Genomic DNA, 21998 nt, shown 5'->3' on the forward strand with positions numbered 1-21998 from the left:
GTGAAGTGGGTTCGGGGTTCAGGCATGCGTCGAAGCGGCCATTTCGAGCAGTGACCGGCCGAGATAATCCTGATCGTCCTTCACGCCCGGCAGGACGAAGAAATAGCCGCCGCCAAAGGGTTTGATGTATTCCTCGAGCGCCTCGCCGTTGAGGCGGGTCTGCACGGCGACAAAACCCTGTTCGAGGTCGGCCTGGTAGCAGATGAACAGCAGGCCCATGTCCATCTGGTTGGATTTGCTGACGCCATTCGAATAGTTGAACGGCCGGCGCAGGATCAGGTGCTTTTGCGCTTCGGCGTCGCGCGGATTGGCAAGCCGGATATGCGCGTCGAGCGGTGTGGCCTTGCCCTGGGGGTCGCTGGCGAAGTGAGGAACATCGGCCTCGCTCGTGCCGCCTTCCAGCGGCGCGCCGCTGGCCTTCTGGCGGCCGATGATCGTCTGCTGCTCCCGCAGTGGCGTGCGGTCCCAGCGCTCGACGAAATTTCTGATAAGGCGCACCACCTGGTAGGAACCGCCTGATGTCCAGGCCGGCTCGCCGCCGCCCGGCTGTACCCAGACGATCCGCTTCATCAGCTCGGCATCGGTGGAATCCGGATTGGCCGAACCATCGCGAAAACCAAGGAAGTTGCGCGCGCTTTGCTTGGGCTTCCCAGGATTGGCCGGTCGCACCGGCACCGAACCTTCCTGCTTCCAACGCAGGAGCAACGTGTCAGGCGTGTTCTTCACGATATCGCGCAGCGCATGGATGTTGGTGTCCGGCGTGTTCGACGAGAACTGCAGCAACAGGTCGCCGTGACAGAACTCTTCCTGCAAGGCGTCGTTGGAGAAAGAGGTCATCTGGACGAGATGCCTCGGTTTCAGCCCCTGCAGGCCGAAACGATCGTCGAAGATCGACGCGCCGAGCGATGTGGTTATCGTCAGATTGTCCGGCGTCACCACCGGGCCGAGAATGCCGGAATCAGGGGCGGGAAACCTCGGGTCGAGCGCGGGCGGCGTCCCGCCCGCCATCAGGAAGGCCGTGCGTTCCGTCAGCGTGTGCAGCAGCCTCTGCAGCCCGGCGCGGTTCTGGGCAAGCACGTCGAAGGAGGCGACCAGGCCGGCGGCCGGCCGCGGCGTGACGATGCCCGGCTGGTGCTCGCCATGGAAAGGCTGCACCTGGTCGAGCGTGTCACTCTCCGGCGCATTGGTGACGCTGCCGGCGCCGGCCACGGCGACTTGCGGGGCAAGTGCCCCGGCGACAGCGCCGATCAGCACCGAGCGGCGCGAGGGTGAGAAGGCCGCGTTCGCGTCGACAGGTTTTTCCCTGGTTGTCATTGGCTGAGGTCCATGCTTTCACGCAATCGGGAGAGGTCGCCGGCGAGCACGGTTGCTGCCTTGCCAAGCTCGGCCTTGGCGGGATCGGAGAGCGCGTCGGAGGCTTCCGCACGGCGCATCGCGATCATGTCCCCCAGCACGGCGAAATCCTTGTCGAGCGACGCCACGATGTCAGGCGCGGTCTTGACTGCCACTGGACGCAAAAGGTCGAACACCTTGCGGACGCCCGTCACCGCCGCCTCGAAGGAGGTAAGGTCGCCATGCGCGTAGGGGCTGTCGCCGAAATCCGGGCCTGGCGCGGCGAGCCGCTCCAGGATTGCAACCGATCCGCTGACCATGCTCTCCGGCATGATGCGCAGATCGTGGATGCGCGTCTTGAGCGATGCTGCGTCGCTCACCAGCCTGTCGGCGACCGGCGCGAGGCTGTCGGCGCTGCCCTGGTGGAACAGCCCGTATTCGAGGCGGTGCAGGCCACCGAAGGCCGGATCGGCCTCTCGCTGGCCGAACGCGTCGGCGCGCCCGTCGATCGCCGCATCGAGGTCCGAAAACAGCGGCGACACCGGGGTCAGATGCGCGTAGGCGGTCTCGGCCGGCGGATACAGCGCCTTGGCCGCGGCCAGATCGCCCGCTTTCACCGCGCCGGCAAAGGCGTTCACCGCCTGAACGAAGGTATCGCTCTCAGTCGCCAGGAACACTTTGTACTCGGCAAGCGCGCCGATATAGGCAGCGAGATCGGGTTTTTGCACCGCGCCGGCATTGGCAGCCGGCAGCACATGCAGTCTGCCGCGTGGGTTCGAGAGCAGGCCGCAGGTGATGGCGTAATCACCGGGCTCAAGCCGCGTCGCCAAGGTCTGGGTGAAGCCCGGCGCGATGTTCTCGCGCTCTTCCAGCACCATCACACCGTCGAGGATTTCCCACTCCACGGCGCGGTCGGAGCGGTTTTCGATCTGGAACACATGACGACCAGCGGTGACGCTCAGCTCGTTGGGCTCGCAGGATTTTCCGGTGATCGCCACCGTGGTCGCCGACGCAGCGAGATGGCGTCCTTTCTGCGCGACCCGTGTCGCATGGGTGAAGGCGGCGGCAGCCGCGACCAGCAGCACGAGGGAAAACGCCAGGCCGATGCGGACCGCCGTGCGCGGCAATACGGGGGATTGCGGCGTCACGGTCATATCGCCGGCCGCCCTTGTTTGGAGGCCGTTGCCGATTGCAGACCCGGCCGGTCGGCCAGGAAGAGCCACAGCGACGGCAAGAGGAAGCCGAGATAGATGGCGATCTCGCTGACCGTTGGCGCGTCGATATAGCCGAAAATGCCTGAAAGCACCGAGCCCAGCGGGCTGTCCATCGGCAGCACGCCGCTGACGTCGAAGACGACCGTCTGCCCATGGTTCCACAGGCCGGCCTCATGCAGCGCGTTGACCGAATTGGCGAGAAGGCCGGCGGCGACGATCAGGATGAAGGCGCCGGTCCAGCGGAAGAAGCGTCTGAGGTTGAGCCGCACGCTGCCGGCATAGATGCCGTAGCCGACAGCCGCGGCCAGCAGCACGCCGGCAAGTGCCGCCAGCGGCGCAAGACTGTTTTCCTGTTGGAAGGCGGCGAGCAGGAAGAACACAGACTCGACACCTTCGCGCGCCACGGCCAGGAAGACCATGGCGATCAAGCCGAAGCCTTTGCGCGATGGCGTCTCGAAGGCCGCGTCGATGGAATTGTGCAGCTCCGCCTTGATCGAACGGGCCGCCTTGCGCATCCAGAACACCATCGACGTCAGCACGCAGACGGCGACCAGCCCGATGATGGCTTCGAACAGTTCCTGCGCCTTCTGCGGAAACTCGACGCTGGCGAATTGCAGGACGGCACCGACGCCGAGCGAGAAGGCGAGCGCCAGAAAAATGCCGATCCACACCACCGGCATCCAGGCGCCACGGCCGGTGCGGTCGAGGTAGCTGGCGATGATGCCGACGATCAGCGCGGCCTCGACGCCCTCGCGGAACATGATCAGAAACGGTACCAGCATTGTCTGTCCAGCCGCGCCGACGAGGAGGCCTTTTTGTGGAGGCTGCACCTGCTGAAGTTGGCGGCCCTCAAGAGCGAGGCTGAAAACTTGTGCAGAGCAGTCAGCTTTTATTCTCGACGGCTCGCGCTACACAAGGGCGGCGCGATCACATCCGTGAGATGTGAATGTGATCGCGGTGGATGGCGGCGTCATGAACTCGACTCGGCCTCTCACCGGCTAAAGCGCGTCAACACGGTCTCATTGAACGGTGCTGAACTTCTGGACGAGAATTTTCAATCGATCCTCGGCGCCGAAAGCGGGGATACGTTCTGATTGCTCGAGCACGACCATTCCATGCAATGCGCTCCACAGCACTTCGGCCAAGAACACCGAGTCTTGCCGATCGGGGCCGAGTGCGTTGACAAGGGCGGCGAAGGCGGCACGCAGCGCCGGCGGCGTTTCCTCGCTGGCGAATTTGATCTTTGTCGGCAGGACGAACATTGCCTCATAGACAACTGGCCGCGAACGGGCAAAATCAAGATAAGCGGCACAGACATTGCGCAAAACGTCCGGAGCGCCAGCACCGCTCGCCGCTTCCTTTGTCAATCGCGTCGCAAGGTCCTCGAATCCTCTGGTGGCCACTGCGGCCATGATGTCCGCCTTGCCTTTGAAGTGGCTGTAGAGCACCGGCTGGCTGTAGTTGATCAGGTCCGCGAGACGTCGGGTGGTGACGGCGTCCCAGCCCTCGGCTTCGGCGAGTTCGCGGGCCGTGGACAGGATGAGTTCATAGCGCTCGGCGCGCTGGCGCTCTTTGCGTTCGGCGATCGACATCCAGAAACCCTACCAATGCACCTTTTTCTGTCAACGCTAGATTTTTGTTGACGCAAAATTCTAGCGGCGCTAGTTGTTCTGCGACTGATAGGAGTTAGCCATGCTACAAACTGGATATGTGCTTTCCGGCCTGATCGCGGCCGCAATTATGTTCCTCGGTGCACGCTTTTGGTGGGCTCCTCACGCCGCTTCGGCGGACTTCGGCATTGCCGGTTCACCCCCGTCATCGACAGGATTTGCCGCGTGGCTGTCCGTGAAGGGCACGCGCGATATCGCGTCGGGCCTTTTTGTCATCCTGCTCATGGCCAATGGCTCGCCGCGCCTGCTCGGCGAATTCATGCTCATCGCAAGCCTCATCGCGTTTGGCGACATGGTGACAGTCCTCCGTTCGCGGGGAAACCGCGCCCTCGCCTTCGGCATGCATGGCCTTACAGGGCTGGTCATCGTCGCAACTGGCGCGTGCCTCATCCTGGGCGCCAAGTAAAAACGCTCTGAACACTGCAACTTAAAGGCTAGAAGGACGAAAGTGGCTCGATGGCAGTGGCATTTACGCCGCCTGCGCCACCCGCTCCGAGCTCATGCGATAGGAAATCGCCTCGGCCAGATGGATGCGGCCGACGGTTTCGCTGGCGTCGAGATCGGCCAGCGTTCTCGCGACCTTCAGCACGCGGTGATAGGCCCGCGCCGAGAAGGCGAGTTTCTCGCTGGCGTCCCTGAGCAGCGACAGGCCGGCGGCGTCGGGCATGGCGATGTCTTCGATGACGGCCGGCGCGCAATGCGCGTTGGTGGTGGCGCTGGTCACGCCGAGCCGTTCGAAACGCTCGCGTTGCAAGGTGCGGGCGCGTGCCACGCGCAGCGCCGCCGCTGCACTCTTCTCCGCCCGGTCCGGCCTTATCAGGTCGCTGGCCGAGACCGCGGGAACTTCGATCCTGAGATCAATGCGGTCGAGCAGCGGACCGGAAATGCGCGCCTGGTAGTCGGTGCGGCAGCGCTCGCCGCGCAGGCAGCGATAGCCCGGCTCGCCGGCCATGCCGCAGCGGCACGGGTTCATCGCCGCCACCAGTTGGATGCGCGCCGGATAGGTGACGCGGTGGTTGGCGCGCGCGATCATGCAGTCGCCGGTCTCCAGCGGCTGGCGCAGCGCATCGAGGGTCTGCGGTGTGAATTCGGGGAACTCGTCGAGGAACAGCACGCCGTGATGCGCCAGCGACACCTCGCCCGGCCGTGCGCGTATGCCGCCGCCGACCATCGCCGCCATCGAGGCCGAGTGGTGCGGGGCGCGAAACGGCCGCCGGTCGGTCAGCTTGCCTTCGCCAAGCTCGCCCGCCACCGAGGCGATCATCGAGACTTCCAGCAATTCCTTCGGCGCCAGCGGCGGCAGGATCGACGGCAGCCGCTGCGCCAGCATCGATTTGCCCGATCCGGGCGGGCCGACCATCAAGAGATTGTGGCCGCCCGCCGCCGCCACTTCCAGCGCCCGCTTGGCCGTCTCCTGGCCCTTGATGTCGGCAAGGTCGGGCAGGTCGCGCGCCGAGGCGTGGATGCCGGCCTCCGGCCGCGACAGCACCTGCGTGCCACGGAAATGGTTGGCGATGGCGATCAGGCTGCGCGGTGCCAAAATGTCGAAGTCCTTGCCGGCCCACGCCGCTTCCGGCCCGCAGGCGAACGGGCAGATCAGGCCCTTGCCCTCGGCATTGGCGCCGATCGCCGCCGGCAAGGCGCCGGCGACAGCGGCAATCGTGCCGTCGAGCGAGAGTTCGCCAAGCACGACATAGCCGGCCAGCATGTCGCCCGGAATGGCGCCAAGGGCTGCCATCAGCCCGAGCGCGATCGGCAAATCATAGTGGCTGCCTTCCTTGGGCAGGTCGGCCGGCGCCAGATTGACCGTCACCTTCTTCGACGGCATCGACAGGCCCGACGCATGAAGCGCGGCCTGTACGCGCTCGCGGCTTTCGGCCACCGCCTTGTCGGGCAGGCCGACGATCTGCATGCCGACCTTGCCGGGCGCGATCATCACCTGCACGTCGACCGGCACGGCCTCGATGCCCTGGAAAGCGACCGTGCGAACCCGCGCCACCATTTTCCCACCCCGGATGCGGGCTGGCCCCAGCCCCTGCGATCAGGCCAGAATGGCCCTTTGGCGAGACAACCACAGTTTCTCGGCCAAATCAAGAACATTACGGGAACGGGCAATCGCTGGGGTTGCAGCCGAACTGCGCCCGGTTGCAAAAGCGGAACATGGTTAAGACAAAATGAAAACGCTTACTTCCGCTTGTCCTCGACCGCGTCCCAGAACAGGCTGGCGATGTCGGCGCCGCCGAAACGCTGCACCTCGCGCACGCCGGTCGGCGACGTCACATTGATCTCGGTCATGTAGTCGCCGATGACGTCGATGCCGACCAGGATGAAGCCGCGTTCCCGGAGCGATGGTCCGATGCGGGCGCATATCTCGCGCTCGCGTTCCGTCAGCTCGGTTTTCTCGGCGCGTCCGCCGACATGCATGTTGGAGCGGGAATCGTGTTCGGCCGGTACCCGGTTGATGGCGCCGACCGGCTCGCCGTCGATCAGGATGATGCGCTTGTCGCCCTTGCGAACTTCCTTCAGGTAGCGCTGCACGATATAGGGCTCGCGGAAAAGCTGGCCGAACATTTCGAGCAGCGAGGCGAGGTTGCGGTCGGCCTCAAGCAGATGGAAGATGCCGGCGCCGCCATTGCCGTAGAGCGGCTTGATGATGATGTCGCCGAACTCCTTGCGGAAGGCGGCCACCTCCAGCGGGTCCTTGGTGATCAGCGTTTCCGGCATCAGGTCGGAAAATTCGGTGACGAAGATTTTTTCCGGGCTGTTGCGCACCCAGGCCGGGTCGTTGACGACCAGCGTCTTCGGATGGATGCGCTCCAGTATATGCGTGGTGGTGATGTAGTTCATGTCGAAGGGCGGATCCTGGCGCAGCAGGATGACGTCTATTTCGGAGAGATCGGTGCGCACCTTGTCGCCCAACGAGTAGTGATTGCCCTTCTCATCGCGCAGTTGCATCTCCTCGATGCGGGCAAATACCTTGCCGTCGCGCAGCGACAGCCGGTCGGGCGTATAGTGGAACAATTGGTGACCGCGCCGCTGCGCCTCCAGCGACAGTGCGAAAGACGTGTCGCCGGCGATCGACACGGCGGAGATATGGTCCATCTGGACGGCGATTTTTAACTTCATGGCAGGTCCCCAGCGCAGTCGACGAGAGCGATATAAGGGTCGCGGCGCCTTCTGCCAATCGGGCCAGCGATCTAAAGCGCATCCTTGCGACGCGCTTTAGATCTTGGTTTCGTGCATGTCGTTGTCCCAACACCGGAGCCACTTTTGCGCGACATGCATCAACGGTCGAAGACCAGCCTGGAATAACCGAGGAAGGACAGCGCCATGGCGGCCAGCGAGGCGATGGCGAGGGCGGCAAGCGGCGGCGCTCCCGGCAGCGCGAGCAGGATCGCGGAATAGACGAGGTAGTTGACGATGCTGGTGGCGACGCCGACGCCGCCATAGCGGGCGCCTTCTCTTGCCATGCCGCGGCGCGAGGGCGCGAAGGTCAGGTGCCGGTTGATCTGCCAGGTGACGCAGAGCGCAAAGCCTATCGACAGCACGCGGGCGGCGAAGGGCCCGAGCGGCGTGAAACTGAGCAGCAGCCAGAGTGCCGCCGCATCGGCGAAGAAACCGATTCCGCCGGCAAAAACGAAGCGGACGAGGCGGTTCACCGCCTCAGGCTGCCCGCGGTGTCTTGCCCGGCGCGACCTTTGCCGCGGCGGGCGCGATCGCGCTGGTGCGCCGCTCGGCACGGCCCGAAGGCATGGAGAGATAGAAGATGCGCTTCTGTTCGGCCCGCCCGCGCGACACCGAATCAAGGATCAGCCCGGTCACCGCCGCAAGCATGGACAGGAGCAGCAAACCGACCGACAGCACCCAGGTCGGGATGCGCGGGACAAGGCCGGTTTCAGCGAACTCGACCAGCACCGGCGCCATCAGGAAGAGGCTCGAGGCCAGGAAGAACAGCGAAAAGGCGCCGAAGAAGCGCAGCGGCTGCGTCTCCTTCATCAGCATGGCGAACATCCACAGGATCCTGGCGCCGTCGCCAAAGGTCGACAGTTTCGACGACGACCCGACCGGCCGGCGGCCATAGTCGAGCGCGATTTCGCTGACCGGCAATTTGAGCTGCGAGGCGTGTACCGACATTTCGGTCTCGATCTCGAAGCCGCCGGAGACGGCTGGAAAGCTCTTGACGAAGCGCCTGGTGAAGACGCGGTAGCCGGAGAAGATGTCGGTGAAATCGCTGCCGAACAGCCATTTGTAGAGTCCGTTGAAGACACGGTTGCCGAAAGCATGGCCGGCCCGTCCGGCATCGTCGGCGACGCCGCGCCTGGTGCCCACCACCATGTCGGAACGTTCGGTCAGCAGTGTGTTGATCAGCTGTGGCGCGTCCTCGGGCGCATAGGTGCCGTCGCCATCGGCCATTAGATAGATGTCGGCATCGATGTCGGCGAACATGCGACGCACCACATTGCCCTTGCCCTGGCGCGGCTCGCGCACGACGATGGCACCGGCGGCTCGGGCGCGCAGGGCCGTCAGGTCCTTCGAATTGTTGTCATAGACATAGACGGTGGCGGCCGGCAGCGCTTCGCGGAACCGCCGCACCACCTCGGCAATGGTCGGCTCCTCATTGTAGCACGGCAGGAGCACGGCGATGACAGGTTCGTGGTCTTGCGGCATTTTCGTCTCCGAATGCCTTGTCGACCACACGGCCGCACGCCGGAAACCGGCCTCATCCAGGCGGTTTTACTATTTATTGAAGCCGTTAAGGCTAGGTTTAAGACCGACTTCATGAGTGTCGATTGGCCTGGAAAGGCCCGGCATTCCCGCCAAGGGCGATCGGGATGGGCACAGCAAGGGGAACTTCCGCAGGGAAGTCCGATATCGCGTTCGCGCTGCTCGCCGCCTTGCTGCTGCTGGTCCTCAATGCCTGTGCCGGGTTCTCGCAACTGGCCAATCCGGCGGGCGACAATGACAGCCTGCTGCAACTGGTCGAGGTCCGCGATCTGCTGGCCGGCCAGGGCTGGTTCGACCTGCACCAGTACAGGATGGGCCTGGAGGGCGGCTTCGTCATGCACTGGTCGCGGCTGCTCGACGCGCCGCTGGCGCTTGCGATCCTCGCCGTTTCGGTCTTGACGGGCAGCACCTCCCTGGCCGAACAGATCGTGCAAATAGTCTGGCCTACCCTGCAATTCTTTCTCGCGATGTTCTTCATCATCCGCGCGGCGCGCGCCTTCGGCGAGGCACACGCGGTGCTGCCCGCCGCCGTCGTTGGTGGCGCGGCCCTGTACTACATCGGTATTTTTTCGCCCGGCGCGCTCGATCATCACAATGTCCAGCTGATGCTGACCCTGGCGAGCCTCGCCCTGCTGCTTGAGGCACCCACGCGCCGATCGGCCGCGTTTGTCGCGGGCATCTGCGCGACGCTGACATTGGCCATCGGCATGGAAAGCGCTCCCTATGCCGGAGCCCTCGGCGCGGTCGTCGCGCTGCTGTTTCTCGCCGCGGGTGATGCCGAAAGGCTGATCGCCAGGGATTTCGGCCTCGGCGTCGCCGGCGTCTCGGCCCTTGTCTTCGTCACCACCATCCCTGTTTCATCCTGGGGCCAGGCCCAGTGCGACACATTCTCGGTCGTGCAATTCGCGGTCACCGGGCTTGCCGGAGCTGGTTTGGCTGTCATCGCCTCCCTGAGGGCCGCCAACGCAACGGCTGCCCGGCGCCTGACCTCGCTTGGCCTGCTTGCCGTCACGCTCGCTCTGGTCGTGGTGCTGCTGTTCCCGCAATGCCTGGCGGCGCCCTATGCCCATCTCGACCCGCGCCTGCAGCAGATGTGGCTCGGCCATATCGAGGAGGCGCAGTCGATCGTCCAGCTCGTCTCCGATGACCCGGCCAGGGTGGTGGCGCGTTTTGCCACGCCGCTGGTGGCGATTGTGCTGATGGCGCTTCGCTTCAGCCATGGCGGCTGGCGGCGGCAGGACAGCCTCGTCGGCGCGCTGCTGATCGTTGCGGTCCTGGTCAGCGCCTGGGAAGTACGCGGCTCGACCTTCTCCATTGCCTTCGCGGTGATCCCGCTTTCGGCTTGGATCGGCAAATGGCGGCAGCAGGCCGAGACCAGCCCGTCCAGCGGCTCGATGCTCAGGATGGCCGCGGCCTGGTTGATCTCGGTCAATGCGATCTGGTCGGGCGCCGCTCAAGCCGCATCGAACGCCTTCGAGACCGGTGCACCCGCCAGCGATGCCAGCACCGATGCGCCCTGCAACAGCAAGGCTTCGTTCGCGGCACTCGGCACGATGCCCCCCACCACGGTCCTTGCCATCTCCAATCTTGGCTCGCCGATCCTCGCCTTCACCGGTCATCGCGTTTTCGCCGGTCCCTACCATCGCAACGTCGCTGGAAACCTGCTCGTGTTCGATGCCTTGCTGGGCTCGGCCGCCGACGCGAAAGCCATCGTCGAAAGCCACCATGTCGGCCTTGTCGCGCTCTGCCGCGGCAACGCGGAAAGCCGGCTGTTCGCGGCCAAGGCGCCGGACGGCTTCCTGGCCGGGCTGATGCGCGGCAGCGTCCCGGACTGGCTGGAGCCGGTGGCGGGAACCCGTGGCACGCCACTTGAACTCTACCGCGTCAAATCAAGCAGCTGAAAATCCGCGTGAAAACAATGGCCTGATGCTCCTTGTGCCCGGCCTCCCGAAGGCATCCGGCTGTCTGTCTGGGCAAGATCGCCGGTGAAACCCGGGTCTATTTTCCGGGATCATGCGCCGGCCGCGAAAAATTGGTTTTCAGGATACGTTTCCTAAAGGGTTTGCTGCCAGTCTCGGAAATAAATTCCGACGTCAAAAAACAGGGACACCGATGCAAACTCCGTTTGGCACCGGTCAGGCAAGCAGGGAGAGCACGGATCTGGCCTTCACCGATCCGTTGACCGGGCTTGGCAACCATCGCCGCTTCTTTGACAAGGTCGATCGCCTGATCAGCGACCGCGCCGACGATCCCGCGCCGTTTACCGTCGGCATTCTCGACCTTGACGGCTTCAAGCCGATCAACGACCTGTTCGGCCACAAGGCCGGCGACGACATCCTGATCCAGGTCGCCATGCGGCTGCGCGCCTCGATGGACGGCCACTCGACAGTCTGCCGCATCGGCGCCGACGAATTCGCCTTCCTCTATCCGCTGGTGTTCTCGGAGGAGGCGGCGGCGGAAAAATCCCGCATGCTGATCGAGATCCTGTCGGCGCCCTATGATGTCGGCGAACGAACCGCCAGGCTGTCGGCCTCGGTCGGCTGCTCGCTGTTCTATTCCGGCGACGAGACCACCGAGATCCTCATCAACAAGGCCGAAACGGCGCTCTACCACGCCAAGCGCTCTGGCCGGGGCCGGGTCGTCGTCTACACGCGTGAGATGGAAGAGGCGGCCAAGCGCGTCACCCGCATCGAGCAGGCGCTTCGCCGTGCCGTCTCGGCCGGCGAGGTTGAGCCGCATTTCCAGCCGATCGTCGATCTCACCACGCGTCGCACAATCGGCTTCGAGACGCTGGCGCGCTGGACCGATCGCGACCTCGGCGCGGTGCCGCCGACGGTCTTCATCCCCATCGCCGAGGAACGCGGCATCATCGGCCCGTTGTCGCAGCTGGTGCTGCGCAAGGCGACCGAGGCGGCCAGGAGCTGGCCGAATGACCTGTTCCTGTCCTTCAACCTTTCGCCCTCGCAGCTCGTCGACCAGAACACCGGCCTGCACATACTGGCGATCCTCGACCGCACCGGCTTCGACCCGCGCCGCCTCGAGATCGAGATCACCGAGACCGGCCTGATGAACGATCCGGCCTCGGCGGCACAGATCGTCGAGGATCTGCGCCGCGTCGGCATCCGAGTCTCGCTCGACGATTTCGGCACCGGCCAGTCCTCGCTCGGCCGCCTGCGCGAATTCCATTTCGACAAGCTCAAGATCGACCGCGCCTTCGTCTCCTCCATTCTCGATGACCGGCCGTCCGAACACATCATCCGCGCCATTCTGGCCATGTGCGAGGGGCTCGGCATGGACGTGGTCGCCGAAGGCATCGAAGAAGAAGCGCAGGCCGACCGCCTGGTCCAGTTCGGCTGCGCCGGCGGGCAGGGCTATCTGTTCGGCAGGCCGGTCGATGCCGACGCCACGCTCGGCTATCTCCGCGATTCCTTCCGGGGTGCCTTGCGCGCCAAGGCGATCTGACCGGGATCTCTGTTCGGCCGACCATCGCGACATCGCGCCGAATGCGGCGCATTGTCGTTTTGTCTGACATAAGCCCCCAAATCCAGCTTTTCGCCCTTGCCCGCGCGACTTGCGTGGCTAGGATGCGCGCCGGTTAGGCTGCAGCGCCACGCGTCCTTCAGCACGCGTAAAGGACGCTGCAGCAGTTTTGGTTTGCACATGAGCCCTTCCGAAAATCGATCCGATTTTCGGGGTCATGCGCGAGGAGAGAAAAGACATGATGCCATCGGCGGATTTTGCCGACCTCAGGGGAGCCTCGGTGCTGATCACCGGCGGCGGTTCCGGGATCGGCGCGGCCCTGACCGAGGGGTTTATGCGCCAGGGCGCCAACGTCGCCTTCATCGACATCGCCGACGGCCCGAGCACGCTGCTTGCCGACCGCATCGAGAAGGAGTTCGGCCGGCGGCCGCTCTACCTCAAGGCCGATCTGCGCGACATCGAGGCGCTGCGGGCCTCGGCGGCCAAGGCGGCCGAGGCGCATGGCGATGTCACGGTGCTCATCAACAATGCCGCCTGGGACGAGCGACATGCCATCGAGGACGTGACGGTGGAGTTCTGGGACAACAACCAGGCGATTAACCTCAGGCCGCATTTCTTCACCGCGCAGGCGGTGGCGCCGGGCATGAAGCGGGCCGGCGGCGGCTCGATCATCAATTTCACCTCGACATCCTACCTCATCAACCACCCCGACATGCCGGCCTACACCGCCGCCAAGGCGGGCATCCTCGGTTTGACAAAGGGCCTGGCCGGCAAGCTCGGACCCGATCGTATCCGCGTCAACGCCGTCGCGCCCGGCTGGGTGATCACTGAACGGCAGCAGGAACGCTGGGTGACCGAAGGGGCGCTTGCCGCCCATGTCGCCAAGCAGTGCATCAAGGACGTCATGCGCCCGGACGACATGGTCGGCACGGTGCTGTTCCTGGCCTCGGACGCGTCGCGCATGCTGACGGCGCAAATGCTGATCGTCGACGGAGGCTTCCTGTGAGCCCAGCCAGCAAGGCTCCCGCGGTCGCGGCGCTCGATTGGGGCACGACCCGGCTTCGGGCATGGCTCATTGACGGCAGCGGCAAGGTGCTGGCGGAGCGTCGCGGCGATGATGGCTTGATCACGGCGCGCGAAAAAGGGTTCTCCAACGTCCTCGAGGGTCACCTTGGCGCCATGGGAGCACCGGAAAAATTGCCCGTCATCATCTGCGGCATGGCTGGTTCCCGCCAGGGTTGGATCGAGGCGCCCTATGTGTCCGTGCCGGCGCCGATCGGCGCCATCCTGCGCGGTGCGGTCCGCATCGAGGACGGGCGCCGCGACATCCGCATCGTGCCGGGCCTCGCCCAGCGTCTGGCTGACGCGCCGGATGTCATGCGCGGTGAGGAAACACAGCTTGCCGGCGCTGGTTTGCCGGCAAAGGGGCGGCATCTCGCCTGCATGCCGGGCACGCACTCGAAATGGGTCGTGGTCGAGGACGGCGCGGTCGCCGGCTTCGGCACCTGGCCGACGGGCGAATTGTTCTCGGTACTATCGGCGCATTCCATCCTCAAGCATTCGCTGGGCGAGCATCCGGCTCCGGTGACGGTCGACAACCCATTCTTCCGGCAATGGTGCGAACGGGCGCTTGGGGAGGGCGGCGATGTCACCTCGAAGCTGTTTGCCATCCGTGCCGCCGGGCTCCTTCAGGACCTGCGGTCGCAGGATGCGTCGGCCTGCCTGTCAGGGCTTCTGATCGGCGGCGAGATCGCCTCGGCGAAGCGCCGCTATGGCGCCGGCCATGCGCCGATCGTGCTGATCGCGTCCGGCGCGCTCGCTTCGCTCTATTCGGCAGCGCTCGACCTTGCAGGACTTGCCTTCCGCACGGTCGATGCGGATGAAGCGGTGCGCGCCGGCCTGATCGAGGCCGCGCGCGAGAACGGCATGATCGCCACAACCGGAGCCTTGGCATGACCGAGACCGCAGCCTTTCCGAAACTCAAGCGCGGACTGGTCGCCATCCTGCGCGGCCTGAAACCCACGGAGGCGATTGCCATGGGGCAGGCGCTGTTCGATGCCGGCATCGAGGCGATCGAGGTGCCGCTGAACTCGCCCGAGCCTTTCTCATCGATCGCCAGGATTGTCGAAGTGCTGCCGAAGTCGGCCCTGGTCGGTGCCGGCACGGTTCTGACGGCGGCCGATGTCGACGGCCTGCACCAGGCCGGCGGGCGGCTCCTGGTCAGCCCCAACATCGATGCCGAGGTGATGGCGCGTGCCATGCACCACGGCATGGTGACGATGCCCGGCGTGTTCACGCCCACCGAGGCTTTCCAGGCGATCCGGTTGGGCGCTTCGGCCCTGAAATTCTTCCCGGCGAGCGTGCTCGGGGCGGGCGGTATTTCGGCGATCCGGGCCGTGCTGCCGGCACAGACCCTGGTCGGCGCGGTCGGCGGCGTTTCGGAAAAGGATTTTGCCGGCTACAAGGCGGTCGGGGTCACGGTCTTCGGCCTCGGCTCCAGCCTGTTCAAGCCCGGCATGAGCGTCGACGATGTGGCAGGGCGTGCGCACGCCGCCGTCACGGCCTGGGATGCGGTGTTCGGAGACGCATGATGATTGAGGCGATCGTTTCTGTTTTTTCCGACCATGTCTGCCAACTCGGCGAAGGACCAAGCTACGATCCCGCCACCGATGCGCTGTTCTGGTTCGACATCGTCAACGGCCAGCTTCTGGAGAAGCAGCTGTCCGGCGGCGCGACCAAGGTCCATGAGCTCGGCCAGATGGCGAGCGCCATTGCCATCATCGACGACAAGCGGCAGCTAATCGCCACCGAGACTGGACTTCATGTCCGCGATGTCACGAGCGGCAAGATGACGCTGCACACGCCGATCGAAGCCGACAATCCGGTCACCCGCTCCAACGATTCGCGCGTCCATCCCTGCGGTGCGCTGTGGACCGGCACGATGGGCAAGGGCGAGGAAAAGGGCGCCGGCTCGATCTACTGGTTCTTCAAGGGCGAACTGCGCCGCCTGTTTTCGGATATCACCGTCTCCAATTCGATCTGCTTTTCCGCCGACGGCGCGCTTGCCTATTATACCGACACATCGACCGGATTGCTGATGCGTGTCGCCTGCGACCCGGCGACCGGCCTGCCGGCGGGCGAGCCGAAGATTTTCGTCGATCACCGTTCTGCCAAGGGCTATATCGACGGTTCGGTGCTCGACCGCGACGGCATCCTGTGGAATGCCGTCTGGGGCGGGAGTGTCATCGAGGCCTATGCACCCGACGGCAAGCTCGTCCGCACGGTCGCCATGCCGGTGACACAGCCATCCTGTCCGGCCTTCGTCGGCAAGAACGCCGATCGTCTGGCGGTCACGTCGGCCTGGTCGGGCAAGAGTGAGAAGCAGCGCCTGCTCGACCTGCAAGGCGGCATGACTTTCCTGCTCGACATTCCCGTCAATGGCCGGTTCGAGCCGCGCGTGCTGATAGCCTGAACCGACTGGACGATCGGCGCTGCTGCCGGCGGTGTTGTCGCGCAGGCGTCCGGCGTGGGTCGGTTTCGCGAAAGCCGTTTGCATTGGCCGTGCGATGGTAGGCGATCGCACCGCCAGAGCCGGGTGATTTCAGGTCGAATCGGCCTGAAATCCGAATCCGTTTCTAGATCAAAGAGATAGAGCATGACGTCGTCCGAAAACGCTCCACGCTTTTCGGCATCATGCTCCAGGAACCGTTCATCTGATGTCGAGCCACAAGCCAAAGCTGATCCTTGTCTACGAGCCGGAAAAGGCCTGCTTCGACCGATTGATCGCCGACGGCCACCCACCGCAGCGTGCCGCTGAAATCTCGTCCTACCTGGCGCAGTCGACTGATCTTGCCCCCGAATTCGGTGCGCTTGCCGCCGCCTGCGAGGCGCGCGGTCTCGCCTTTAGCCCGGTGGCACTCGACGATGCTGTCCAAGCGCTTGACGGCGGGGATGCGGAGAACACGCTGGTCTGGACGCTGTCGGACGGCGTCGCCTATTTCCGTGGCGGCGCCGCACCCGCGCTGGCCAGGCTCAAGGGATTGAGGACCATCGGCGCCGACGATTCGTTGTTCGCGCTCTGCCAGGACAAGTTCCGCTCCGGTGCCGTGCTCGGCGCGCTCGGCCTGCCATTGCCGCAGGCCGGTCTTGCCCGGGATGGCAAATGGCTGGTCGAGCCGCCAGCATCCGCCGCCGGCTGGTTCGTCAAGCCAAACCGGCTGGGCGCCAAGATCGGCATCTGGCCGGATTCGCGTGCGGCTGATCTCAGTCACGCGCTGGAGCTTAGCCGGCGCGTCTTCGCCGCCTATCGTGACGACGTCGTCGTCCAGCCCTATGTTGCCGGCCGCAACGTGCGCGCCAGCTTCCTCGGCCTGACGCCGGAAACCGGCACCGAAGCGCTCGGCATTGCCTTTGTCGATTCGGGCGGCGATTTCCAGACCATGGCGGACAGTCTGGCGCTCTACGGTGAAACCGGCGAGGCCGCGAAGGCGGCAGGACTCTATGCCGAACCGGAACTGGTTGCCGTCGCCGACCTTCAACCCGTCGCCGACGCCAGGATTCGTGCGATCGCCGGGCGGCTGATCAGCGGGCTTGGTCTGCGCGACGTGTTTTCCGTCGACCTGCGCGTCGAGGCGGACGACACGGTGCATCTGATCGAATTCGAGGTCTGCCCCGGCCTGCCCTGCTTCGATTTCCGCGCCTACTGCCGCCAGCAGTGGGGTCTGGAGCTTGCCGACGCCATGGCCGAAACCGCGGCGAGCCGGCTGATCGGCCAGAAGCGCCTGATTTAGACCGCACCGCCGAAACCGCCGAACTTGACGGCGTGTGGCGCGGGCTGCACGCCTTGACGCGTCCCGCTCTGCCCTTAGTGTCGGCTTGACAACTTACTCTTGCCAAGGTCGCGCGATGAACACCACGCTTGTCATCCCTGAAACCCTGCACCATCACATCAGGCGCATGACCGGCCGCGATCCGCATGAAGGGCATCGTGTCGCCACCCCGCTCGAACTTCTGTTCGATCTGACCTTCGTGACGGCGTTCAGCTTTGCCTCCTCGCAGCTAGCCCACGCACTGGCCGAAGGCCATTACACCTCGGCCTTGCTCGGCTTTGCTTTCGCCAGCTTCGCCATCTGCTGGGCCTGGATCAATTTCTCCTGGTTCTCCTCGGCCTATGACACCGACGACTGGGTTTTCCGCCTTGTCACCATGGTGCAGATGATCGGCGTGCTGGTGTTGGCCGTCGGCCTGCCGCGCATGTTCGCTTCCATCGAGCACGGCGAGCATCTCGACAATTCGGTGATGGTGCTGGGCTATGTGATCATGCGGGTGGCCATGATCTTCCAGTGGTTGCGTGCCGCGAGACAGGATCCCGCCCGGCGCCGCGCCTGCGTTACCTATGCCAAGGCAATCGCGGTTGCCCAGATCGGCTGGGTGGTACAGATCGTTGTCGATTTCCCGGTCGGCACCAGCATCATACTGGCCGTCATCCTCGGCCTCATCGAACTGGCGGGGCCGGTGATTGCCGAACGCAGGGATGGCGGCACGCCGTGGCATGCGCACCACATGGCCGAACGTTACAGCCTGTTCGCCATCATCGCGCTGGGGGAAGGGGTTGTCGGCACGCTCGCGAGCCTGTCGGCCGTGGTTGAGGAACAGGGCTGGTCCCTGGATGCGGCCCTGGTCTGCATCGCCGGCACCGGGCTCACCTTCGGCATGTGGTGGGTCTATTACATGCTGCCCTCCGCGCCGATATTGCACGCCCACCGCAACCGCGCTTTCGTCTGGGGCTATGGCCAGATGCTGATCGTCACCGCCATTGTCGCGACCGGCGCCGGCCTGCATGTCGCGGCCTATTTCATCGAGCACAAGGCGCATGTCGGTCCGCTTGCGACGCTGCTTGCCACCGCTATTCCCGTCAGTGTCTTCCTGGCGGCGATCTATGCGCTCTACACCTATCTCGTCAGGCGCTTCGACCCGTTCCACATCTGGCTGCTGGTCGCAACAGTGGCGGTCGTGGCGCTCGCCATCCTCGCCGCGCTTGCCGGTGTCGATATGGCGGTCTGCCTCGTGATCCTGATGCTGGCGCCGGCCGTCACCGTCGTCGGTTACGAAACGCTCGGGCATCGCCACCAGGCGGAAGCGCTGGCCAGCGACGGGCATTCGACGGTGACTTAGCCGGACTGCTCCGGGCTATCCCGTAGGCATTCGCTCGAATGCCTGCAAGGAAGGATCGACGGTATCCCAGCCATGGCCGCGGATCGTGTAGGTGATGGCCTGCGGCTTGAAATCGCCGGGGTCGTCGAGGCTGGTCGCGGGAACGGCGATCAGCTCCGGCATGGCGACGAATGTCAGGCAGACCGGTGTTCCGCAGGTCGGGCAGAAGGCGTGGACCTTTTCGTTGCCGCTGTCAGCGGCCACCCGCCAGGTGCTCGCGTCGCCGGTAATCGCCATATCGGCGCGCTGGCCGAAGGTCAGATAGGATCCGTGGCCCGTGCCCGCGCGCCTCTGGCAATCGCGGCATTGGCAATGGTTCTGGAAGATCGGCTCGCCGCTGGTCTCATAGCGGATGGCGCCGCACGCGCAGCCGCCTCTATAGCGCTTGGTCATTGTCGTTCTCCGTTGGCCTGGTTCCGCGCGATATCGCGGCACGTCAGGCCGATTTCGGCTTGGCGAAAAGGTCGATGCCGCTGCCGGTTTCGAGGAAGGATTTCATGCTGGACAGCACGGCCGGCCAGCCCTGGCTGATGCCTTTCGCCATGCCGCTGCCGGCTTCGAGTTCGTCATGGGTGACGGTCAGCCGCACCATGGTGTCGTATTCCTCGATACCGAACGTCACCCGGCTGTATTTCGACGGGTCGTCGGCCTGCGAGGCGTTCGCCCAGGTCATCACCAGACGGGTCGGAGGCTCGATTTCGACGACCTTGCCGACCAGTTCGACGGTGCGCTCGTCATTGGCGCGGATATGTTCCCATTTCGATCCCGCCTTCCAGTCGGAGACGTTCTCGTGACCCCAGTAGCGCCGTGCCATGTCGGGCCTGGTTATGGCCTCGAACACTTTTTGCGGCGTCGAGCGGATGTAGGTCACGTAGACAAAACTGGTCGTCTCTCGGGTCATTGGCCCTCTCCTTCAAGTTCTTGCTTCAGGTCGTGCAGCAGGCTGAGCCGCTGCCGTTCGAATTTTCGCACCCAGCGCTCGTAGACTTCGTGCAGCGGCACCGGGTTGATGAAGTGCAGCTTCTCGCGGCCGCGCTTGACCGTGCTCACCAGATTGGCCGCCTCCAGGAGGTCGATGTGCTGGGTGGCGGATTGCCTTGCCATGTCCAGATGTTCGCAAAGCTGGCCGAGCGTCTGCCCGTTCTTCTCGCAGAGAAGGTCAAGCAACCGTCTGCGTGTCGGGTCGCCCAGCGCTTTGAAAACCTTGTCGGCGTCCATCGGTCTCAATCTGTTGTGGGTCACAATATGCAGGTAAATACCTGCATGTCAATCGTCAACCATTCCGCCTCGCCTTGCTCGACGAGGCTATTCGGACGCTGATGTCGATTGCCGGATGGCTAGCGCGCCGTCCTCGTTGCCGCCCAACGGCTCCGGCGGGTCGTCGGCCAGGCCGCATGGCTGGCTGACAACGTCAAGGACTACACGTAGGGACAGGAGTGGGTGCTCCGCCCTTGGGCCAAGCACGGGGCTCGCCTTCACGACTTCGCCGGGATCATTCCCGCTTCCCGTTCTGACGGGATGGGGCCTCAGATGCCTTCGACCAGCACGATCTCGCCGTCGGCGACCTTCTGGCGAATGGCGACCGCGCGCTGGTATTCGGGTGAGTGGTAGCAGTCATGCGCGACCGCGAGCGATTCGAATTCGATGATCACGTTGCGTCCGCGCCCTGGCCCTTCGGCCTTTTCATGCGCGCCGCCGCGCGCCAGGAATTTCGCGCCGAACCGGTCGAAGGCCAGCTTTGAAGCGGCGACATACTCCTTGTAGCCTTCGGCATCGCGCACATCGACGCGGGCGATCCAATATCCCTTGGGCATGCTTTTTCTCCGAGTTTCTGTCCGTCAAGCGAAGACCGGTCTTAAGAATCGCTCCAAGACGGCTCGTGGTATTCTTGGGTCACCGCAGGGTGACAAGCGCAGCGTACCCAAAGCGGATGAGCATCGGAAGCGCGGAAAACGCCGCCAGAGCGCCGTGGGAGCAGAGTTGGAACTGGTCCTCAGGCCGAGCGCATTTCTTCCAGAATGGCTTCGGCCGCCTCGCGTCGGTTGGCCGCCGCGACGATAGGCCGAGCCACAACAAGATGGCTGGCGCCGTTGCGGATCGCCTGCGCCGGCGTCACCACGCGTTTCTGGTCGCCATGGTCGCTGCCCGCCGGCCGGATGCCGGGCGTCACCACCGCCATGTCGGGTCCGACGATGCGGCGCACGGCTTCGGCTTCGGCGGCCGAGCAGACGATGCCGCCCATGCCGGCGTGCAGCGCCTGTTCAGAGCGCCTGAGCACCAGCGTGTGCGGATCATATTCATAGCCGACATCGATCATGTCCTGCTCGTCCATCGAGGTCAGCACGCTGACGGCGAGCAGGCAAAGGTCGCTGCCGCGTGCCGCCTCCACCGCCGCGCGCATTGCCTTCGGATAGGCGTGGATGGTCAGCATGGTCATGCCCATCTTGACGATGTTCTCGACGCCCTTGGCCACCGTGTGGTCGATGTCGAGCAGCTTCATGTCGAGGAAGACCCTGGTGCCGCCGCTGGCCAGTTCCCTGGCGAAGTCCAATCCGCCGGCGAAGGCCAGCTGATAGCCGATCTTGTAGAAGGAGACGACACCGTCGAGTTCGCGCACCACCTGCTCGGCTTCCCTCACGGTCGGCACGTCGAGACCGACGATCAGTCTTTCCTGCATGGATTTGGCCTGCATGGGTTGGGTCTGCATGGTTGCGGCGATCACGCCTCGATCCGCGTGGACAGCATGCGCGAGGTTTCGATCAGCGTGCGGCATAGATGCTCCATCGATTTGTGCAGTCTCTCGTCACGAAAATTGCCGCCGTCGGCGAAGGCGTCGCCGCCGTCGGGCACCGAGCATTCCGGCGTCACCACCTCCATCTGGCAGCGCACCAGCACGGCGCGCAGATGGTTGATGCAGCGGATGCCGGCGAAGTGTCCGTTGGAGGAGGAGCAGAGGGCCGCCACCTTGCCGGCAAGCGGCCTGACCGGGCGGCCACCATCGCGGCGCACGCGACTCACCCAATCGATCGTGTTCTTGAGCAGCGGCGGGATCGAGCCGTTATATTCCGGCGTGGCGATCAGCAACCCGTCATGCGCGGTGATCAGACGGCCGAGCTTGACGGCGTTTTCCGGAACGCCCTTTTCCTTCTCAAGGTCCTCGTCGAGGATCGGCAGGGGATAATCGGCGAGCGAAATGCGGGTCACCTCGGCGCCTTGCACCGCAAGTTCCTTCTGTGCCACGTCGGCGGTCCTGCCGCTATAGGCGCCCGTCCGGTTCGAGCCGGCGAAGACGAGGATTCTCGGGATCACTGCCATTGGCCATCCTTGTTCCCGGACAGGTACAGCCAGAGGCCGCCCAAATCAA

General features: G+C 64.6%; 23 protein-coding genes. 9 read left to right on the forward strand and 14 right to left on the reverse strand.

The annotated features are described in order from the left end of the window. Positions 1–18: 18 nt before the first annotated feature. From efeB to AC1VON_RS04930, 4 genes are all read right to left on the reverse strand, one after another. Positions 19–1314 carry an iron uptake transporter deferrochelatase/peroxidase subunit gene (gene efeB, locus AC1VON_RS04915; RefSeq protein ID WP_483120715.1) on the reverse strand — a complete coding sequence of 432 codons (1296 nt, stop codon included), beginning with the start codon at positions 1312–1314 and terminating at the stop codon, positions 19–21. After that, complete coding sequence (gene efeO / locus AC1VON_RS04920) at positions 1311–2486, reverse strand: iron uptake system protein EfeO (RefSeq protein ID WP_483120716.1); 1176 nt, start codon at positions 2484–2486, stop codon at positions 1311–1313. The genes efeB and efeO overlap by 4 nt, the downstream gene beginning before the upstream one ends. Beyond that, entirely contained in the window at positions 2483–3328 is an 846-nt protein-coding gene (efeU, locus tag AC1VON_RS04925; protein WP_483120718.1) for an iron uptake transporter permease EfeU, read from the reverse strand. Before efeU ends, efeO begins: the two co-directional genes overlap by 4 nt. A gap of 237 nt (positions 3329–3565) precedes the next feature. After that, entirely contained in the window at positions 3566–4138 is a 573-nt protein-coding gene (locus tag AC1VON_RS04930; RefSeq protein ID WP_483120720.1) for a TetR/AcrR family transcriptional regulator, read from the reverse strand. Positions 4139–4256: 118 nt separating this feature from the next. On the opposite strand from AC1VON_RS04930, the gene AC1VON_RS04935 reads away from it, so the two are divergent. Beyond that, on the forward strand, positions 4257–4622 hold the full coding sequence (locus AC1VON_RS04935; protein WP_483120722.1) for a DUF4267 domain-containing protein: 366 nt from the start codon (positions 4257–4259) through the stop codon (positions 4620–4622). 63 nt (positions 4623–4685) lie between these two features. Here the strand turns inward: AC1VON_RS04935 and AC1VON_RS04940 are convergent, their stop codons facing one another. From AC1VON_RS04940 to AC1VON_RS04955, 4 genes are all read right to left on the reverse strand, one after another. After that, positions 4686–6218: a YifB family Mg chelatase-like AAA ATPase gene (locus AC1VON_RS04940; protein WP_172347669.1), complete on the reverse strand. Its 1533-nt coding sequence runs from the start codon at positions 6216–6218 to the stop codon at positions 4686–4688. A gap of 182 nt (positions 6219–6400) precedes the next feature. Beyond that, positions 6401–7342 (reverse strand): glutathione synthase, encoded by a 942-nt coding sequence (gene gshB, locus AC1VON_RS04945; RefSeq protein WP_172347668.1) that lies wholly within the window; start codon positions 7340–7342, stop codon positions 6401–6403. Between the two features lie 158 nt (positions 7343–7500). Further along, positions 7501–7875 carry a GtrA family protein gene (locus AC1VON_RS04950; protein ID WP_483120724.1) on the reverse strand — a complete coding sequence of 125 codons (375 nt, stop codon included), beginning with the start codon at positions 7873–7875 and terminating at the stop codon, positions 7501–7503. A gap of 4 nt (positions 7876–7879) precedes the next feature. Next, positions 7880–8884 (reverse strand): glycosyltransferase, encoded by a 1005-nt coding sequence (locus AC1VON_RS04955; RefSeq protein ID WP_172347666.1) that lies wholly within the window; start codon positions 8882–8884, stop codon positions 7880–7882. A gap of 164 nt (positions 8885–9048) precedes the next feature. Between AC1VON_RS04955 and AC1VON_RS04960 the strand changes: the two genes are divergently transcribed. The 8 genes from AC1VON_RS04960 to AC1VON_RS04995 all read left to right on the forward strand — a co-directional run bounded on the left by AC1VON_RS04960 (position 9049) and on the right by AC1VON_RS04995 (position 18595). Beyond that, positions 9049–10842, forward strand: a complete 1794-nt coding sequence (locus tag AC1VON_RS04960) for a GtrA family protein (RefSeq protein WP_483120727.1) — start codon at positions 9049–9051, stop codon at positions 10840–10842. A 211-nt stretch (positions 10843–11053) separates the two neighbouring features. Further along, the gene (locus AC1VON_RS04965) at positions 11054–12403 is read left to right on the forward strand and encodes a putative bifunctional diguanylate cyclase/phosphodiesterase (RefSeq protein ID WP_172347664.1); all 1350 of its coding nucleotides are present in this window, start codon (positions 11054–11056) and stop codon (positions 12401–12403) included. Between the two features lie 256 nt (positions 12404–12659). Continuing rightward, positions 12660–13427: an SDR family NAD(P)-dependent oxidoreductase gene (locus tag AC1VON_RS04970; RefSeq protein ID WP_172347663.1), complete on the forward strand. Its 768-nt coding sequence runs from the start codon at positions 12660–12662 to the stop codon at positions 13425–13427. Further along, positions 13424–14377: a 2-dehydro-3-deoxygalactonokinase gene (locus AC1VON_RS04975; RefSeq protein ID WP_483120730.1), complete on the forward strand. Its 954-nt coding sequence runs from the start codon at positions 13424–13426 to the stop codon at positions 14375–14377. Before AC1VON_RS04970 ends, AC1VON_RS04975 begins: the two co-directional genes overlap by 4 nt. Then, on the forward strand, positions 14374–15012 hold the full coding sequence (locus tag AC1VON_RS04980) for a 2-dehydro-3-deoxy-6-phosphogalactonate aldolase (RefSeq protein WP_483120731.1): 639 nt from the start codon (positions 14374–14376) through the stop codon (positions 15010–15012). Before AC1VON_RS04975 ends, AC1VON_RS04980 begins: the two co-directional genes overlap by 4 nt. Beyond that, positions 15012–15893, forward strand: a complete 882-nt coding sequence (locus AC1VON_RS04985) for an SMP-30/gluconolactonase/LRE family protein (protein ID WP_483120733.1) — start codon at positions 15012–15014, stop codon at positions 15891–15893. Before AC1VON_RS04980 ends, AC1VON_RS04985 begins: the two co-directional genes overlap by 1 nt. Positions 15894–16137: 244 nt before the next feature. Then, positions 16138–17211 (forward strand): D-alanine--D-alanine ligase family protein, encoded by a 1074-nt coding sequence (locus tag AC1VON_RS04990; RefSeq protein WP_483120735.1) that lies wholly within the window; start codon positions 16138–16140, stop codon positions 17209–17211. A gap of 115 nt (positions 17212–17326) precedes the next feature. Then, positions 17327–18595, forward strand: a complete 1269-nt coding sequence (locus AC1VON_RS04995; protein WP_483120737.1) for a low temperature requirement protein A — start codon at positions 17327–17329, stop codon at positions 18593–18595. 15 nt (positions 18596–18610) lie between these two features. Here the strand turns inward: AC1VON_RS04995 and AC1VON_RS05000 are convergent, their stop codons facing one another. The 6 genes from AC1VON_RS05000 to AC1VON_RS05025 all read right to left on the reverse strand — a co-directional run bounded on the left by AC1VON_RS05000 (position 18611) and on the right by AC1VON_RS05025 (position 21949). Further along, a complete protein-coding gene (locus tag AC1VON_RS05000) occupies positions 18611–19027 on the reverse strand; it encodes a GFA family protein (RefSeq protein WP_483120738.1) in 417 nt (138 codons plus the stop codon). Positions 19028–19070: 43 nt separating this feature from the next. Further along, positions 19071–19535 (reverse strand): SRPBCC family protein, encoded by a 465-nt coding sequence (locus AC1VON_RS05005; protein ID WP_483120740.1) that lies wholly within the window; start codon positions 19533–19535, stop codon positions 19071–19073. After that, on the reverse strand, positions 19532–19852 hold the full coding sequence (locus tag AC1VON_RS05010) for an ArsR/SmtB family transcription factor (protein WP_056573871.1): 321 nt from the start codon (positions 19850–19852) through the stop codon (positions 19532–19534). Before AC1VON_RS05010 ends, AC1VON_RS05005 begins: the two co-directional genes overlap by 4 nt. Positions 19853–20160: 308 nt before the next feature. Next, a complete protein-coding gene (locus tag AC1VON_RS05015; RefSeq protein ID WP_483120742.1) occupies positions 20161–20448 on the reverse strand; it encodes a DUF1330 domain-containing protein in 288 nt (95 codons plus the stop codon). A gap of 179 nt (positions 20449–20627) precedes the next feature. Further along, on the reverse strand, positions 20628–21326 hold the full coding sequence (gene pyrF, locus AC1VON_RS05020; protein WP_483126272.1) for an orotidine-5'-phosphate decarboxylase: 699 nt from the start codon (positions 21324–21326) through the stop codon (positions 20628–20630). Between the two features lie 26 nt (positions 21327–21352). Continuing rightward, positions 21353–21949: an NADPH-dependent FMN reductase gene (locus tag AC1VON_RS05025; RefSeq protein ID WP_483120744.1), complete on the reverse strand. Its 597-nt coding sequence runs from the start codon at positions 21947–21949 to the stop codon at positions 21353–21355. Positions 21950–21998: the final 49 nt, after the last annotated feature.

Source organism: Mesorhizobium sp. HAY1-8B (assembly GCF_056868045.1).

Bases quoted from the DNA above. Each gene is read 5' to 3' on its own strand.
- efeU (WP_483120718.1), bottom strand. From the start codon at position 3,328: ATGCTGGTACCGTTTCTGATCATGTTCCGCGAGGGCGTCGAGGCCGCG.
- efeO (WP_483120716.1), bottom strand. From the start codon at position 2,486: ATGACCGTGACGCCGCAATCCCCCGTATTGCCGCGCACGGCGGTCCGC.
- AC1VON_RS04930 (WP_483120720.1), bottom strand. From the start codon at position 4,138: ATGTCGATCGCCGAACGCAAAGAGCGCCAGCGCGCCGAGCGCTATGAA.
- AC1VON_RS05005 (WP_483120740.1), bottom strand. From the start codon at position 19,535: ATGACCCGAGAGACGACCAGTTTTGTCTACGTGACCTACATCCGCTCG.
- AC1VON_RS04970 (WP_172347663.1), top strand. From the start codon at position 12,660: ATGATGCCATCGGCGGATTTTGCCGACCTCAGGGGAGCCTCGGTGCTG.
- gshB (WP_172347668.1), bottom strand. From the start codon at position 7,342: ATGAAGTTAAAAATCGCCGTCCAGATGGACCATATCTCCGCCGTGTCG.
- AC1VON_RS05015 (WP_483120742.1), bottom strand. From the start codon at position 20,448: ATGCCCAAGGGATATTGGATCGCCCGCGTCGATGTGCGCGATGCCGAA.
- AC1VON_RS05010 (WP_056573871.1), bottom strand. From the start codon at position 19,852: ATGGACGCCGACAAGGTTTTCAAAGCGCTGGGCGACCCGACACGCAGA.
- AC1VON_RS04965 (WP_172347664.1), top strand. From the start codon at position 11,054: ATGCAAACTCCGTTTGGCACCGGTCAGGCAAGCAGGGAGAGCACGGAT.
- AC1VON_RS04940 (WP_172347669.1), bottom strand. From the start codon at position 6,218: ATGGTGGCGCGGGTTCGCACGGTCGCTTTCCAGGGCATCGAGGCCGTG.
- pyrF (WP_483126272.1), bottom strand. From the start codon at position 21,326: ATGCAGGCCAAATCCATGCAGGAAAGACTGATCGTCGGTCTCGACGTG.
- AC1VON_RS04980 (WP_483120731.1), top strand. From the start codon at position 14,374: ATGACCGAGACCGCAGCCTTTCCGAAACTCAAGCGCGGACTGGTCGCC.
- AC1VON_RS04985 (WP_483120733.1), top strand. From the start codon at position 15,012: ATGATTGAGGCGATCGTTTCTGTTTTTTCCGACCATGTCTGCCAACTC.
- AC1VON_RS04955 (WP_172347666.1), bottom strand. From the start codon at position 8,884: ATGCCGCAAGACCACGAACCTGTCATCGCCGTGCTCCTGCCGTGCTAC.
- AC1VON_RS04995 (WP_483120737.1), top strand. From the start codon at position 17,327: ATGAACACCACGCTTGTCATCCCTGAAACCCTGCACCATCACATCAGG.
- AC1VON_RS04990 (WP_483120735.1), top strand. From the start codon at position 16,138: ATGTCGAGCCACAAGCCAAAGCTGATCCTTGTCTACGAGCCGGAAAAG.
- AC1VON_RS05025 (WP_483120744.1), bottom strand. From the start codon at position 21,949: ATGGCAGTGATCCCGAGAATCCTCGTCTTCGCCGGCTCGAACCGGACG.
- AC1VON_RS04960 (WP_483120727.1), top strand. From the start codon at position 9,049: ATGGGCACAGCAAGGGGAACTTCCGCAGGGAAGTCCGATATCGCGTTC.
- efeB (WP_483120715.1), bottom strand. From the start codon at position 1,314: ATGACAACCAGGGAAAAACCTGTCGACGCGAACGCGGCCTTCTCACCC.
- AC1VON_RS05000 (WP_483120738.1), bottom strand. From the start codon at position 19,027: ATGACCAAGCGCTATAGAGGCGGCTGCGCGTGCGGCGCCATCCGCTAT.